The 15,435-nt window shown below is 43.3% G+C and carries 16 protein-coding genes; 12 read left to right on the plus strand and 4 right to left on the minus strand.

All coding sequences use genetic code 11. The annotated features are described in order from the left end of the window. The first annotated feature begins 1 nt into the window (after position 1). From LT679_RS06230 to LT679_RS06255, 6 genes are all read left to right on the plus strand, one after another. Complete coding sequence (locus LT679_RS06230) at positions 2 to 1,675, plus strand: helix-hairpin-helix domain-containing protein (protein WP_232176596.1); 1,674 nt, start codon at positions 2 to 4, stop codon at positions 1,673 to 1,675. Positions 1,676 to 1,694: 19 nt separating this feature from the next. Then, positions 1,695 to 2,678 (plus strand): D-glycero-beta-D-manno-heptose-7-phosphate kinase, encoded by a 984-nt coding sequence (gene rfaE1 / locus LT679_RS06235; protein WP_232176597.1) that lies wholly within the window; start codon positions 1,695 to 1,697, stop codon positions 2,676 to 2,678. Positions 2,679 to 2,680: 2 nt separating this feature from the next. Next, complete coding sequence (locus tag LT679_RS06240; RefSeq protein WP_262909256.1) at positions 2,681 to 3,235, plus strand: D-sedoheptulose 7-phosphate isomerase; 555 nt, start codon at positions 2,681 to 2,683, stop codon at positions 3,233 to 3,235. Between the two features lie 12 nt (positions 3,236 to 3,247). Beyond that, a complete protein-coding gene (rfaE2, locus tag LT679_RS06245) occupies positions 3,248 to 3,760 on the plus strand; it encodes a D-glycero-beta-D-manno-heptose 1-phosphate adenylyltransferase (RefSeq protein WP_232176598.1) in 513 nt (170 codons plus the stop codon). A gap of 2 nt (positions 3,761 to 3,762) precedes the next feature. Beyond that, the gene (locus LT679_RS06250; RefSeq protein ID WP_232176599.1) at positions 3,763 to 4,728 is read left to right on the plus strand and encodes a glycosyltransferase family 9 protein; all 966 of its coding nucleotides are present in this window, start codon (positions 3,763 to 3,765) and stop codon (positions 4,726 to 4,728) included. A 75-nt stretch (positions 4,729 to 4,803) separates the two neighbouring features. Continuing rightward, positions 4,804 to 5,274, plus strand: a complete 471-nt coding sequence (locus LT679_RS06255) for a SixA phosphatase family protein (RefSeq protein WP_232176600.1) — start codon at positions 4,804 to 4,806, stop codon at positions 5,272 to 5,274. Here the strand turns inward: LT679_RS06255 and dprA are convergent, their stop codons facing one another. Further along, positions 5,275 to 6,369, minus strand: coding sequence for a DNA-processing protein DprA (dprA, locus tag LT679_RS06260; protein WP_232176601.1), 1,095 nt, complete (start codon positions 6,367 to 6,369; stop codon positions 5,275 to 5,277). Between the two features lie 138 nt (positions 6,370 to 6,507). Between dprA and LT679_RS06265 the strand changes: the two genes are divergently transcribed. Both LT679_RS06265 and LT679_RS06270 read left to right on the plus strand, forming a co-directional pair. Next, entirely contained in the window at positions 6,508 to 6,879 is a 372-nt protein-coding gene (locus tag LT679_RS06265) for a BlaI/MecI/CopY family transcriptional regulator (RefSeq protein WP_232176602.1), read from the plus strand. Next, the gene (locus LT679_RS06270) at positions 6,879 to 8,720 is read left to right on the plus strand and encodes a M56 family metallopeptidase (protein WP_232176603.1); all 1,842 of its coding nucleotides are present in this window, start codon (positions 6,879 to 6,881) and stop codon (positions 8,718 to 8,720) included. The genes LT679_RS06265 and LT679_RS06270 overlap by 1 nt, the downstream gene beginning before the upstream one ends. Here LT679_RS06270 and rsmG read toward each other — a convergent pair. Genes rsmG through LT679_RS06285 form a run of 3 tightly spaced genes read right to left on the minus strand, consistent with a single transcriptional unit; the run spans position 8,717 to position 11,047 of the window. Beyond that, on the minus strand, positions 8,717 to 9,343 hold the full coding sequence (gene rsmG / locus LT679_RS06275; protein WP_232176604.1) for a 16S rRNA (guanine(527)-N(7))-methyltransferase RsmG: 627 nt from the start codon (positions 9,341 to 9,343) through the stop codon (positions 8,717 to 8,719). The genes LT679_RS06270 and rsmG overlap by 4 nt on opposite strands. Then, entirely contained in the window at positions 9,333 to 9,938 is a 606-nt protein-coding gene (locus tag LT679_RS06280; RefSeq protein ID WP_232176605.1) for an RNA polymerase sigma factor, read from the minus strand. The genes rsmG and LT679_RS06280 overlap by 11 nt, the downstream gene beginning before the upstream one ends. Next, positions 9,929 to 11,047, minus strand: coding sequence for a glycosyltransferase (locus tag LT679_RS06285; protein WP_232176606.1), 1,119 nt, complete (start codon positions 11,045 to 11,047; stop codon positions 9,929 to 9,931). Before LT679_RS06285 ends, LT679_RS06280 begins: the two co-directional genes overlap by 10 nt. A gap of 113 nt (positions 11,048 to 11,160) precedes the next feature. Here LT679_RS06285 and tgt point away from each other — a divergent pair, with 113 nt between their 5' ends. The 4 genes from tgt (at position 11,161) to LT679_RS06305 (ending at position 15,435) form a co-directional block, all read left to right on the plus strand. Next, positions 11,161 to 12,291, plus strand: a complete 1,131-nt coding sequence (gene tgt / locus LT679_RS06290; protein WP_232176607.1) for a tRNA guanosine(34) transglycosylase Tgt — start codon at positions 11,161 to 11,163, stop codon at positions 12,289 to 12,291. A gap of 3 nt (positions 12,292 to 12,294) precedes the next feature. After that, positions 12,295 to 13,401, plus strand: coding sequence for an LptF/LptG family permease (locus LT679_RS06295; protein WP_317206532.1), 1,107 nt, complete (start codon positions 12,295 to 12,297; stop codon positions 13,399 to 13,401). A gap of 2 nt (positions 13,402 to 13,403) precedes the next feature. Beyond that, entirely contained in the window at positions 13,404 to 14,321 is a 918-nt protein-coding gene (locus LT679_RS06300) for a DMT family transporter (protein ID WP_232176608.1), read from the plus strand. A gap of 835 nt (positions 14,322 to 15,156) precedes the next feature. After that, entirely contained in the window at positions 15,157 to 15,435 is a 279-nt protein-coding gene (locus LT679_RS06305) for a hypothetical protein (RefSeq protein ID WP_232176609.1), read from the plus strand.

The raw sequence follows: 15,435 nt of genomic DNA on the forward strand, positions 1-15,435 counted from the left end.
CATGGAAAACAAACCTATTGCCCGTACCCTGCGCCTGCTATCGCAACTGATGGAGCTGCACGAAGAAAACAGTTTCAAGATACGCTCTGTAGCCAACGCATCCTTTAAGGTAGATAAGCTGCCATTTAAAGTTGCTGACAAAACACCCGCCGAACTGGAGGCTGTTGAGGGCATAGGCAAAAGCATGGCAGGTAAAATAACGGAGCTGCTGCAAACGGGCACCATGAAAGAGTTGCAGGCACTCATCGAAAAAACGCCCGAAGGTGTGATGGAGATGATGGGCATCAAGGGTATCGGCCCTAAAAAAGTGGGCATCATCTGGCGCGAAATGGGCATTGAAAATACCGGTGAACTGCTGTATGCCTGCAACGAGAACCGACTGATTGAACTGAAGGGCTTTGGCGCCAAAACACAGGCCGAAATTATTAAGGCTATTGAGTTCCGCATGGCGAGCAACGGCAAATTTTTGTACGCGCAGGTGGAGCAGGAAGCCTTGGAATTTTTTGATCAGATAAAATCTATCTTCCCGGAAGCGCTTAAACATATAGCCGGCGAATTCAGGCGGTACAGCGAGATCATTACGGAACTGAATATCGTTATCGGCACCAATGATGCGCATGTAGCCTTGGCCACGCTGGAGCAATCAAACCTGTTAAATTCAATAAAAGTAATTGACAACCATGTAACCGGCGAGCTGGAAAACGGCTTAATGGTTGATATTGTATGCATTAATAAAGACGAGTATTATAAAACGCTGTTTTTAAATACAGGGAGTGACGAACATGTCGATGCCGTACTCCGCCGTTTGCCCGAGCCTTTGCTGCAACCTGTAAGCGAGGAAATGATCTATAAAAAAGCGGGGCTGCAATGGATTCAGCCTGAACTGCGCGAAAGTGATGCTTACATTGAAAAAGCCGCGCAAGACAACCTGCCCAAGCTGATCACCTTTGCTGACCTGAACGGCTCGTTGCATAATCACAGCGTGTGGAGCGATGGTGTACATACCGTTGAGGAGATGGCTTTATACTGCCGTGATGAGATGAAACTGGAATACCTGGGCATGTGCGATCATAGCCGGACAGCGGTGTACGCCAAGGGTTTGAGCATTGAAAGGGTATTGCAGCAGCATGAGGAAATTGATCATCTTAACAAAAAGCTAAATGGCTTTCATGTATTTAAAGGTATCGAGTCGGATATATTGAGCGATGGATCACTGGACTATCCGGAAGAGATACTGCAAAAGTTTGATTTTATAGTGACTTCCATACACGCCAACCTGAAAATGGATATCGATAAAGCCACAACCCGACTGATAAAAGCCATTGAAAACCCTTATACTACCATACTTGGGCACCCAACGGGTAGGTTGCTGCTTAGCCGTAACGGTTACCAGATAGACCATAAAAAAGTAATTGATGCCTGCGCGGCCAATAAGGTAGTGATCGAGATCAATGCTAACCCCTTACGGCTCGACCTCGACTGGCGCTGGCAGCAGTATGCGCTGGATAAAGGCGTTTGGCTATCCATAAATCCGGATGCCCACCGTAAGGAAGGCCATAACGATATGCAGTTCGGCGTGTATGCCGCACGCAAAGGCGGTTTATATAAGGAAAGATGTTTAAATGCCTTATCATTGCAGCAAATACAGGAGTTTTTTAAACAAAAACGGGCCTGATGCTATTTAAGAAACACAAATGCTGATCGACAAAATAACACAACTGCAGCAAACCGGCAGTAAACCCAATATACTGGTAGTTGGCGACTTGATGGTTGACCATTATATAACCGGCGGCGCTACCCGCCTCTCGCCGGAGGCACCCGTGCCTATCGTTAATCTAAAAAACGAAAGCACCACCCTTGGCGGCGCTGGTAACGTAGTACAAAACCTCATCTCGCTGGGCGCGGGTGTTATGGTTTGCGGCATCATAGGCAATGATGTTTATGGTGACCAGCTTACCCAAATACTCCGGGCTGACGGTGTAAAAACCGATGCTTTGGTGACTGACGCGGAGCGCACTACTACGGTTAAAACTCGTGTTTTGGCCGGGAGCCACCAGTTACTGCGTATTGATCGCGAGGTTACCAATCACCTTAGCGCTGAATTGGAAAATGAAGTTACCACCAAACTTGAGCCACTCATTGCCGAAGCTGACATTGTGATACTGAGCGATTATAGCAAAGGTTTATTTTCGCCGGAATTAACACAACGTATAATAGCCCTGGCAAACGCGGCGGGTAAAAAGGTAATTATAGATCCGAAAGGACTGGATTACACCAAATACCGCGGCGCTTACATGATAAAACCCAACCGAAAGGAACTTGGCGAAGCCGCACGTGCCACTCATGTAAATACGCTTGATGAAGTTAAGCTGGCTGCCAAAACCATATTTGCGCAAACCGAAGCCGAATACCTCGTTGTCACCCTTTCCGAAGAAGGGATGGTGATATTGAGCGAATTAACACATAAATTGCTCCCGGTAAAAGCTACCGCGGTGTTTGATGTAACCGGGGCAGGCGATACCGTATTGGCTACTATCGCTTATTTTATGGCATCAGGGTTTGAGATTGACGACGCCTGCGAACTGGGCAATCATGCCGCGGCCATCGTTATAAAAGAAATTGGAAGTGCAACCACCACGGTTGAACAGATTAAAGAACATATTGCTACACGCCAATAACTATGGTGATTGAAGAACTATTAGAACATCAGCAAACCTTGCAAAAGGTTATTGATACGCTGCAAAATGATATTAACGCCGCCTGCAAAACAGTGCTTTCTGTTTTAAAGGATGGCAAAAAAGTAATACTCGCCGGTAACGGTGGCAGCGCAGGGGATGCACAGCACATAGCAGCCGAATTAACCGGCCGTTATGTTAAGGAGCGTATATCTTTACCGGGTATTGCGTTAACTGTTGATACATCAGCACTTACGGCTATAGGTAATGATTACGGGTACGACCGCGTTTTTGCCCGCCAGTTGGAAGGGCTCGGTCAGCCCGGAGATATTTTTATTGGTATATCAACCAGCGGTAACAGCGAAAGCATTTTGCAGGCCTTTGCTATTGCCAAGCAAAAAGGCTTGAAAACGTTAGGGCTTTCCGGAAGGGATGGCGGTAAAATGAACGGTGCTTGCGATTTGAATATCATCGTGCCTTCGGACGTAACTGCGCGGATTCAGGAAATGCATATACTGATAGGCCACATTATTTGCAAGGCCATTGATAACGCTTTTTAACCATATTCATTTATGCGCATTGATCTGGAAAAGACACTGGTAAACAAAATTTGCAGCGACATTGAGGCCGCTAGAAACCTTGTTTCAAGCTGGCAGGCAGAAGGTAAAAAAGTAGTTTTTACCAATGGCGTCTTTGATCTGCTGCATATTGGCCATATCACCTACCTGGCCAAAGCCGCAGAGGCAGGCGATAAACTGATTTTAGGCCTGAATAGCGACAGCTCAGTAAAGCGCATAAAAGGTGAAAGCCGCCCTATTAACGATCAAAACAGCCGCGCGGCTTTGTTGGCCGCCATGTTTTTTATAGATGCTATTATTATTTTCGGGGAGGATACCCCGCTTGACCTGATCAGCACCTTATTGCCGGATATATTAATAAAAGGCGCGGATTATTCGGTTGAAAACATCGTTGGCGCTAAGGAAGTGATAGCCAATGGCGGCGAAGTAAAAACCATTACTTTTGTTGAAGGCTACTCGTCAACCTCTATCATCAACAGGATAAAGGATCAAAACAAGGCCGGTTAAGTATGAAGATACTGGTAATCCGCTTTAGCTCAATGGGCGATATTATTTATACCACGCCTGTTGTACGCTGCCTCAAAAAGCAATTACCCGGTGCCGAGATCCATTTTTTAACCAAGCCGGCTTTCCAATACATCTATAATAACAACCCTTACCTGGATAAATTGTTGTTGCTAAAGGATACCCTGAGCGAAACCATCCGTGAGATAAAAGCGGAAAAGTATGATCATATTATTGATCTGCACAACAACTTACGTACCTCCATTATTAAGTTGCGCACCGGTATACCGGCGTCAACATACAAAAAGCAGCGTTTACGCAAATGGCTGAGCCTTAAGTTAAAGTTAGACCTGGTACCACATACGCATTTGGTTGACCGCTACCTGGAAACGGTTAAGTTTTTAGGTGTGGTGAATGATGGCCAGCCTATTAATTACTACATAAACGGGCAATACAATTTAACTGATCTGCTGCCTGCATCGCACCAAAATGGTTTTATAGCTTTTATAATTGGCGCTACGCATTTTACCAAACGGATGCCCAACTATAAGATCATCAGCATTTGTAACCAGATTAACCTGCCAATTATACTATTAGGCGGTAAAGATGTTGCCGATAACGGCGACGAAATAAGCGCTGCCACCGCAAGTAAAGCCATCAATCTGTGTGGTAAAACTACGTTGGATGAATCGGTTTTTCTGGTATCGCAGGCTAAAAGTATTATTGGTTTTGATACCGGGTTAACGCACATTGCCGAAGCTTTTAACAAACCTATAGCATCTGTTTGGGGCGGTACCGTACCGGAATTATTGGGTGTACAACCCTACCAGGTTGATGAAGCGCTGATGGCCGGTATTGAACTGCCCTGCCGCCCCTGCTCAAAATTTGGTTTACCAAAATGCCCGCTTGGCCATTTTAAGTGTATGAATGATATGCCCGAAACGCCGATTGTTGATTTTATTAACTATTAAGCGACTATTCTGCCCAATTTTCAAAAAACAAAATTTCGCGTTGGCAGTTGAAATGTAACCACCTTGAATTAAACGATGAAAAAACTGCTGCTTATTCGCCATGCGCAAGCCACCCACGAGGGCGGATTTATTGATTTTGAACGTCCGTTAACCCCCAAAGGTATCAGGGAAGCTACTGCAATGGCGCAACGGGTAAAGGCAAAAGGTATAACGCCACAGTTATTAGTATCCAGCACTGCTTTGCGGACTATGGGGACAGCCGATATTTTTACGGAACATTTATCTATTCATCAGCCGCTTACTGATAAGGATATTTACGATGCCAGCCCAAAAACGCTGCTCGAAGTAATTAGCAGGTTTACCGATGGCGCGGATTTTATTGCTTTGATTGGGCATAACCCAGGTATCAGTGAAATACTGTATTACCTAACCGGCTCACCGCAACAAATGGATACATCAGGCATTGCGTTAATTGAACTGGATATTGAAAGCTGGGCCGAAATTACTGAAGATGCGGGCAAGCTCCTGTTTTACGATGCGCCCTGACTAACCTACACGGTAAACTTTGCCGGGCAACGACGTTATAAAGCCCTGCATCTCCATATTCAGCAGGGCCATTGCCAACTGGCTCATAGGCATCCCAGTATTTATGGTTAATTCATCAATGGCGAGCGTTTTATGTTCCCGTAGTATGCTCAGAATCAAACGCTCATCATCGGGCAAATCAATCGGCAAAGCCAGCTGCTCCTTTGGTTTAACGCTGTCACTCTTTTCCCAACCCAGGCTGTAAGCTACATCAGCCATACAGGTAATCAACCCGGCTTTGTTGTTACGTATCAGAAAGTTACACCCTTCCGAAAACTCATCGCCCAACCTGCCCGGAAATGCATACACATCGCGGTTATAGGAGTTGGCGATCTCGGCAGTGATCAGCGCACCGCCTTTTATACTGGCCTCAACCACAATAGTAGCATCAGCCATACCCGCCACAATACGGTTACGCGCCGGAAATTTCTCCCTGTCGGGACGGGTGCCTGAAGGGTATTCGGTTAAAATGCCGCCCTGTTCCAGCATCTTTTCGGCCACCTGCTTGTTTTGACTGGGATATAATCTATCGTGCCCATGGCCTAAAACCCCAATGGTTGGCATATTCAAACGCAGGCACTCTTTATGCGCCGCAACGTCAATACCCAGGGCAAGTCCGCTTACTATCAGCACATTGTATTGCTGTAGCTCTTCTATTAGTTGCTTGCAAAGCAATTTACCGTAATCGGTGGCGTTGCGCGTACCTACTATGCTGATTATGTGTTGCATGTTCAGGTTTGCCTTACCCCTGCTATAAAGCAGCAACGGTGCATCCGGACAGTTTTTTAACCGCTTAGGATAGCGCGGATCGGTATATAAAAGCACGTCAACATTATGCTTCTCCACAAACTTCACTTCCGCTTCAGCCTTGCGCAGGGCTTCGGCAAAATTTAAGCCGGCAACCGTTTTCTCACCGATGCCCGGCACCTTCATTAATCGTTTCTCGTTACCGGAAAATACCTTTTCGGCGTCGCCAAAGTAAGCAACTATGGTTTTTGAAAGCGTGGCACCTATATTTTTTAGGTTAGTGAGGGCAATTTGATGGAGTAGCGACATGGTTTTATATCGTCCGAAAATAAAAAAATACCGCTTAATCGTCCTAATTTTTTTAGCATTTAAAATAAACTATAAAAATAGTTTGCAAACTACATATATAGTTATACATTTGTAACTATAAAAATAGTTTAGATATACATGACCAAGGAATTGACTAAGGCGGAAGAACAAGTGATGCAAATACTCTGGCAGTTAAAGGAAGGCATCGTAAAGGACATCATCGAGCGAATACCTGAGCCAAAACCAGCTTACAACACCGTATCAACCGTGGTACGCGTATTAGAGGGCAAAGGATTTGTTGACCATAAGGCATATGGAAACTCGCACGTATACTTCCCGTTGATAAGCGAAGACGATTATAAAAAGTTCAGCCTTAATAAGATAGTGAATAATTATTTTGATAACTCCTATAAAAGCCTGGTATCCTTTATTGCTGATGAAAAAAAACTCGGCGTAAAAGAGCTGGATGAACTTGCCGAACTGATTGAAAAACTTAAAAAACAAAAGTAATGAACTGGCTATATTACCTGCTCGAAGCTAACCTGTACCTCACCATATTTTACGGGATTTACCTGCTTTTGCTCCGTAACGAAACCTTTTATACAGCAAACCGGTGGTACCTCATCAGCACCTGTGCAGCTGCATTTTTGGTGCCGCTTATGCAAATCGGCTGGCTAAAACCTTTGGAGCCGGTTACCCAGGTTATCACCATTGCAACCAGCCAAGCGGCCAACACAGTAAACAAAGTTCAACTGGCTACGGCTTCAACCGGATCGGCAGAAATCAGCGCCGCTACCGTGCTGTTAGCGATATACCTACTGGGTGTTGCTGTTACATTGGGCTTGTTTGTTATCAAGCTTTTGAGGCTTTACCAAATCATCAGCAAGAGCAAAAAAATCAACTCAAAACCTTGCGATGTGATTGAGCTTGATGAAGAAAACACCGGCTTTTCTTTCTTTAATTACCTGTTCATCGGCAAAAACCTATACAACAGAAATACCATTATCGCGCACGAAATGGTGCATATCAAGCAAAAACACTCGGCTGATATTGTTTTTACAGAGCTGATCAAAATCATCAGCTGGTTTAATCCGCTGATATATATGCTGCAAAACAGCCTGAAAACCTTACACGAATATATTGCCGACGAATATACCGCCGCTACCGAAACCGATAACCTCACCTACTCTTCTTTCCTGCTTAACAGCGCCTATGGATTGCAGGGCCCGGCGGCAACCAACTCGTTTTTCAATACTAATCTTTTAAAAAACCGTATAGTTATGTTAAACAAACCACGTTCAGGCAATGCAGCAAGGCTGAAATACCTGATGGCCATTCCCGTTACCGCGGGCATCTTATGCCTGTCCACACTTAGCTTTAGTAAAGATTATCCAACGTTTGATCTGTATAGCGGAGGTGACGCAACAAAGGCAGAAATTAACCTTCTAACCACCGAGCCACATCAGGCTGACACCGGTTTGAGGATACCCGCGCCGACTGTTGTTAAAAACGACTTCACGGCCTTGACCACTTACCTTGGCAAGCACATAACATTTCCCGCGTCAGAAATCAATAAAACGAAATTTGCTGGCCTGAGTGTAAGTTTTGATGTAGATAAAAGCGGTGAGGTTGGCGATATAAGATTATTAGCGCCGGCAAAAAATGTGTTTGGCAATGCCACAGTAAGCGCTTTTCATAAATTTTCGGGTAAATTGAAGGTTGAACCCGGTACCTATATAATAGGTGTAAATTTTGTTACCCTCGCAAAAAACTATGTACATTTTCCGAAACCATCCATAACTAAAAATGCGAATTACGTATGCACCGTTACCATAACCGGTTTAACCAATAAGCAGGCTAAAGAATTAAACATACAAACAAAACCTGGTACTCCGCCTAAAATTGAACAGCCCAAAGCCGCTCAAGCTGTAAAGCAGCAAGATGACTTTTCTGCTTTTTACGCTTACATTGCCAAGCATTCTCGTTATCCGAGAGTAGAATTAGAAAACAAAGTTACCGGCCGTACCCTCTTTAAATTAGTATTGAATGCTGATAACACGATAAAAGATGTGATTGTATTGCGTTCGCCAAACGAAGCGCTTTCAAAAGAGATTGCACGGGCTATTTTGACTTACAAAGATCCTTTACCAGCGAAACCTAATGCCGACTATACCATACCGGTATCGTACCAGATCATGATGCCGGATGATAAAATATTTTTTGAGCCGAGCGGCCCGAAGGATGCATCAAATGCTGATAAAAAGGAATCTTTATATATAATTGAGAAATCAGATAGAACCAACTATTCCTTAAGCGAAGTAGTTATTACAGGATATTATTCTAAAAATTAAACCTTAACATATATCACCTGCTTAGTCTCAAAAAACTCCTCATCAAAGTAGTTTTTGAGATAGAATTGCTGAACGGCTAAGCCCGACTCGGCAATTTCTTCGTTTAGGTCGCCGCCCTTTAAATAGAGTATTCCGTTAGGCAAAACATTGCCTGATTGCTTGTTGAATTTGCCCTTTACCCAGGGGTAAAACTCCTTTAAACGCGTTACCGCGCGCGATACCACAAAATCAAATTTACCGTCAATCTGCTCGGCACGGGCATGGGTAGCTTTTAAATTTTGCAAACCTAACGCCTTAGCTACCTCAGTTACCACCTTTATTTTTTTACCAATGGAGTCGACCAGATGAAACTGCGTTTGCGGAAACATAATAGCTAAGGGCACTCCCGGAAAACCGCCGCCGGTGCCCACGTCGAGCACCTTTTCGCCGGGTTTAAAGGCCATAACCTTGGCTATGCCTAAGGAGTGCAGCACGTGGCGCTCATACAATTGATCGATATCCTTACGTGATATTACGTTGATCTGGTTATTCCAGTGAGTATAAAGTTCGGGCAGTTGTTCAAATTGCTTTAACTGCTCCGCAGTAATTTCAGGAAAATATTTCAGTAGAATTTCAGATGTCATCCCGGTTGTAACGGTTAATAATATTACCCAGCAAATAGCGCGCCCTGAATAATTGTGCCTTAACGGTACCCAGGGGCAGGTCAAGCTGCTGAGCTATTTCTTCGTACGATAATTCATCAAAATATCGCAGGGTAATGAGGTTTCTATAACGCAAAGGTAAGCCTTCAATCAGTTGTTTCAGCTCCTTGGTTTGCTGTTTTTTTATAGATGTTTCTTCCGGATTCAGTGTATCGGCCTTTATTTGTAACGGTTTTTCCTCGCCTTCTTCGTCCAGCATGCCGTGGATTGACATGGTGTTCAACTTCTTTTTCCTAATAAAATCAATACAATTATTGGTGGCCACCCTGAATAACCAGGTGCTGAACGCGTAGTCAGGCTGGTATTTATCCAGCTTTTCAAAGGCTTTGGCAAAGGTTTCCACCATAAGGTCCATGGCGTCTTCCTTATTGTTTACCATCTTCAAAATCATGAAGTAAATGGAATCCTTATAACGAACCATCAGGTCGGCATACGCCTTTTGATCGCCCTGTCGAGCCTTCATAACCAAATGAAAATCGTTTTTGGCATTCTCGGTAAAATTGGTATTTATTTCCATTGGGTAGTTTTAATGAATGTCCCAATCAATCCAAACACGTTTAAATATACGTAGTAAAATATGTCAAGGATTGGTAAATAAATCAACAAGTCTTTTGCTTTTAAAGTTTTTAAAATTTTATTATAAATTAAAATTTTCGCTATAAAGTGTATAAAATACAATCCTGCTACAAGCAACGGCTCTACTTTTAAAATCAGCAAAACCACCAGTAATATATAAAATAAAAAGCCGCTCATGGCATCCCAGCTCAACATTCGGCGATGTTTATTTTTATAAAGCTTGCCAACACCCATATGCCGTTTTTTTTGCCGGTACCAGCCGCTAAACGTGGTTTTTGATTGCGTATACATAAACGCATCCGGATGAATTTCAATGATGGTATTGTCGCTCGTGGCATTCTGATTTACGAATAAATCATCATCACCGGGCAATACATGCATATGCGCGGCAAAGCCTTTATTACTGAAAAACAATGTTTTTGTATAAGCCAGGTTGCGGCCTATGCCCATGTAAGCATCGCCGCGCAGGGCGGATGAAAGGTAGCTTATAGCTGTCTTTACCGTTTCAAAACGAGTAAAGGTGTTGATGATGCCCCCTGTCTTATTATAAGGCGAATAGCCTAAAACTATTTGCGCGCCGGTTGTAAAATTAAGCGACATGCGGGCAACCCAATCGTCAGACGCGGGCGTGCAATCTGCATCAGTAAAAAGCAAATGTTCGTTTTTAGCCGCCTTTATGCCTAATGTCAGCGCGAATTTTTTACCGGTTTTAAACCGCACATGCTCGGTTATGGTAACCACCTTGAGGTGTTTATACTTGTTTTGCAGCTCAAGCAACAGCAAATCCGACTCATCAACCGAGCAGTCATTTACCACTACTACTTCAAAATCAGCATAGTTTTGCTCCAATATCAGCGGCAGGTTGTATTTAAGATTATCGTACTCGTTACGGGCGCTGATGATTACAGAAACCGGGATATTCGCGGGCTGCAATTGTTCCAGCGGTTTATAGGCCGCAAGCTTGCTGTGATAGCTTATCAAATAAAAAAGCTGACTAATGAAGCAGACCTGAAAAAATAACAGCAGCGCGTCGAGTAAATACGTTTCCAACAGAAAAATTTATAGCTGCAAAGTTGTTAAAATCAAGCGAAATAAGGCCTATATCAAGCTAAAAATAAACAAATATTTAGTATACAGTTATTTGTTAATTTTGCATTCTCATAATGAAATTCACTTTAGCAGCACAAGATAAGTTTTCTAAAGCCCGGGCGGGCGAGATAACTACCGATCACGGCACCATACAAACCCCTATTTTTATGCCTGTGGGCACTGCGGGTACTGTAAAAGCCGTACATCAGCGCGAACTGGCTGATGATATCAAAGCACAGATTATATTAGGTAACACTTACCATTTATACCTGCGGCCAGGCCTTAATACTATTGAACAGGCCGGCGGATTACATAAATTCAACGGCTGGGACAAACCTATATTAACCGACAGCGGCGGGTACCAGGTGTATTCACTTACAGATGTACGTAAAATAAAAGAGGAAGGCGTAACTTTTCGTTCGCATGTTGATGGCTCTAAACACCTGTTTACACCTGAGAATGTGATGGATATTCAGCGTGTGATTGGGGCCGATATTATTATGGCTTTTGATGAGTGTACCCCCTACCCGTGCGATTACCGCTATGCCAAAAACTCTATAGAGATGACGCACCGCTGGCTTAAACGTTGCTGCGACCGTTTTGACAGTACCGAACCTAAGTATGGTTACAGCCAAACACTGTTCCCGATAGTGCAGGGGTCTGTATATAAGGATTTGCGTGTGCGTTCGGCCGAAGTTATAGCCTCTTTTGAGCGGGAAGGCAACGCAATAGGCGGCCTTTCGGTAGGTGAACCGGCCGAAGAAATGTATGCCATGACAGAAATTGTATGCGATATATTACCGCAGCAAAAACCACGTTATTTAATGGGCGTAGGTACACCGGTTAACATACTCGAAAACATTGCCTTGGGCGTAGATATGTTTGATTGTGTAATGCCTACGCGCAATGCCCGCAATGGCATGCTTTTCACTAAAAACGGCATCATAAATATAAAGAACGAGAAGTGGAAGAACGACTTTTCGCCTATTGAGGCGGATAGCGACCTGTTTGCCGACACGGCTTACAGCAAGGCTTATTTAAGGCACCTTATCCACTCGGGCGAAATGCTGGGCGCGCAGATAGCATCCCTGCATAACCTTCACTTTTATTTATGGCTGGTTGGCCAGGCCCGTGAACGCATTATTGCCGGCGATTTTTACGACTGGAAGAATAAAATGGTTAAAACCCTGGGGCAACGTTTATAAACTGTGAAGAAAATCATCAGGAAATATTTACCGGTAATTGACCGGTATATCATCGGCAAATACCTGGGCACTTTTGCCTTTACGCTGATGATTTTTGTGGTTATTACGGTGGTGTTTGATATATCTGAACACATTGATAATTTCTTGCAATCGGGCAGTTCTGTTTACGAGATAGCGACCGACTACTACGGCGGCTTTATACCGTTTTACATGAATATGCTGTCGCCGCTGATCAACTTTTTGGCGGTAATTTTCTTTACCGCCAAAATGGCCAATCAGACCGAAATTGTACCGATACTGAGCAGCCGGGCCAGCTTTAACCGCTTTTTAAGGCCTTATTTTATATCGGCCACCGTTGTGTTTATTATATCCTTTTACGCTAACGTTTACCTCATCCCTTATACCAATAAGCTCAAAATCACCTTTGAGAACGAGAACGGCTTTAACGGCAGCGGCGACCCTACCCGCAGCGATGTACACATGCAGATAGACAAGAATACCTACGTGTATCTGCAGAACTTCGACAAGACCATCAACACCGGCTATACCTTTATAATGGAGAAGTATGACGGCGATAAACTGCGCGAAAAATTAACGTCGGACCGTATTACTTACGACTCTTTAAAACGCCGCTGGAGCATCATGAACCCGGATATAAGGTACGTAAACGGACTTAAGGAAAGCCGCATCAGGAATGCGCCGCAGAAGGATACCATACTGGAAATGCACCCATCTGATTTTATTAAAATAGATAACGAATATACCGCCATGCCCATGGCCGAACTTAACGCTACTATTGAAAAAGAGAAGCTGCGCCGGCCTGAATTTTTGCCTGCAATTTACTACGAAAAGTACCGGCGTTTTGTATATCCGCTATCTACCTACGTGCTCACTTTAATGGGTGTATCGCTATCTTCACGTAAGGTGCGCGGGGGTATCGGCCTACCTTTGGGGATAGGTATTTTCCTCTGTTTTGCCTACATCGTGGTTGATAAATTCGCCACTGTTTTTGCCATCCAGGGCGGCGTGCCACCACTAATTTCGGTGTTTATACCTAACGCTTTGTTTGGCGTTTTAGGCTACTATTTACTGCTGAAAGCGCCTAAATAATCATGACCAAAAACGCTCCGGAAACGACCGTAAAAACCGCGTTAAACCGCAACCTTTTAATACTGCATTTCACGGTTTTCATATGGGGATTTACGGGCATTTTAGGCGCGCTGATTTCGGTGCCGGCAATACAATTGGTGTGGTACAGGGTAGTGATAGCGGTGGTATCTTTATTCCTTTATTTTAAGTTTAGCCGTACCGATTTCAAAGTGAGCAAACGCTCATTTTTGACACTCCTATTCACCGGCGCATTGGTTGGCGGGCATTGGATTTTATTCTTCGCCGCCATCAAATTATCTACTGTTTCGGTAACGCTGGTATGCCTATCATCCATCACTTTATTCACCGCGGTTATAGAACCTTTGATGAGTAAAAAGGCCATCTCTAAACTCGAAATACTGGCCGGACTATTGATAATTACCGGCATAATATTAATTTTTAAATTTGAGTTTAATTACACTAAGGGTATCGTAACCGCGCTGTTGAGCGCGCTGCTTGCGAGCCTTTTTTCCATTATAAATTCCAAACAAGCACAGAAATTAAACGCTCCGGTTATCGCTTTTTATGAGCTGGGAGGCGCTGTTTTGTGGATCAGCTTGTATCTGTTTTTTACCGGCGGCTTTAACAAATACATGGCGTTAAACGCCCCGGATGCCGGGTATCTTTTACTCCTGGGCACGGTGTGCACATCGCTTGCTTACGTTGCCGGGGTATCAGTTATGCGTGAGCTTTCGGCATTCAAGGTCGCCCTGATCACCAACCTTGAGCCGGTCTACGGCATTATAATGGCGGCACTTTTTTTTGGTGATATGAAGAAAATGACGCCCGGTTTTTGGGCTGGAGCTACCATCATTCTGTCCACTATTTTTTTGTTTCCAGTAGCGCAAAAGCAGATCGCCAAACGTCGCAACAAGCGTTAATTTTTTTGTCCTTACCATATCAAGAACCCGTCGGGTAGGGGATTTCATGGCCTTTATTTAAGGCCATTTTTAAGCCCTTTAAGCCACTATATTTTTTGACGGATTCCGGCACCTTAAAATCGTTTCGTGCGCACACATCAAAAATCAGAAAATAAGATAGTGTACAATAATAATTTTAACATCATGCCATTTGGAAAGTACATTCTATCTAAATTTTGTAAATTAAAAATACAAAACAAATAAAATTAAAATTCTATTTATATTGTAAATCAATTATTTATATGTTTTATATAAATTTATAATTTACAATGATCGACGTAATTTAAATACTCAAATACTAAATATTTTAGCATTCATAAAATCTCACTTGAATTACAATTCATATTAATTTTAAAATCAAATACTTAAATACATTTATCTAAACAAAAAATAAGTTGATGGTCATTTTCGGGAAGTAAATAGATAGTGTATTGAACACCAAAATGAGGAATTGTAAAAAATATGCACAGTATTACAGCTTGTATACAGCCACACGATTTTTAACTGAAAATTGCGCAGGATATGACCGCTATTTCGACTCGATATGCTCAATAGATTTCAGCAACAAATCATCTGACGCGGCAATCCTATCTATCAAAGTTTGTATTGCAAACACCTTGCCAAATCATCGCTCAAATTTTCTCTGCTTTATTTTAAGGGATGGAATGCGAGGCGCTAAGTATATCCTTTTAAAGGCGGCCTAACCCATCGGTTGTTATAGCCACTCAACAAAACAAGCGTTTCACAAAAACACATAAAATGCAGATATTGGTTATATACATAAACCATGCACAACATGAGCATTAAAACAATCGTGGCGATTGTGATCGCCGTACTACTCACCATCATTATTATGCAAAACCGGGACGAGGTTCCATTCAACATTTTATTCACTTCTATGTACGCGTCGAAACTGGTTGTGATGGCCGGCGTTGCCATTGCCGCCTTTGTGGTAGGCGTGATTGTGGGGCGACCGAAAAAACAGAAATATGATATTGAGCAATATCATGACACCATGTATAACAAAAACAAAACCGATACACTAAGCGATGAAGATCGCGATTACATCAGTTAA

The organism is Mucilaginibacter roseus (assembly GCF_021215455.1).
Lineage (GTDB): Bacteria > Bacteroidota > Bacteroidia > Sphingobacteriales > Sphingobacteriaceae > Mucilaginibacter > Mucilaginibacter roseus.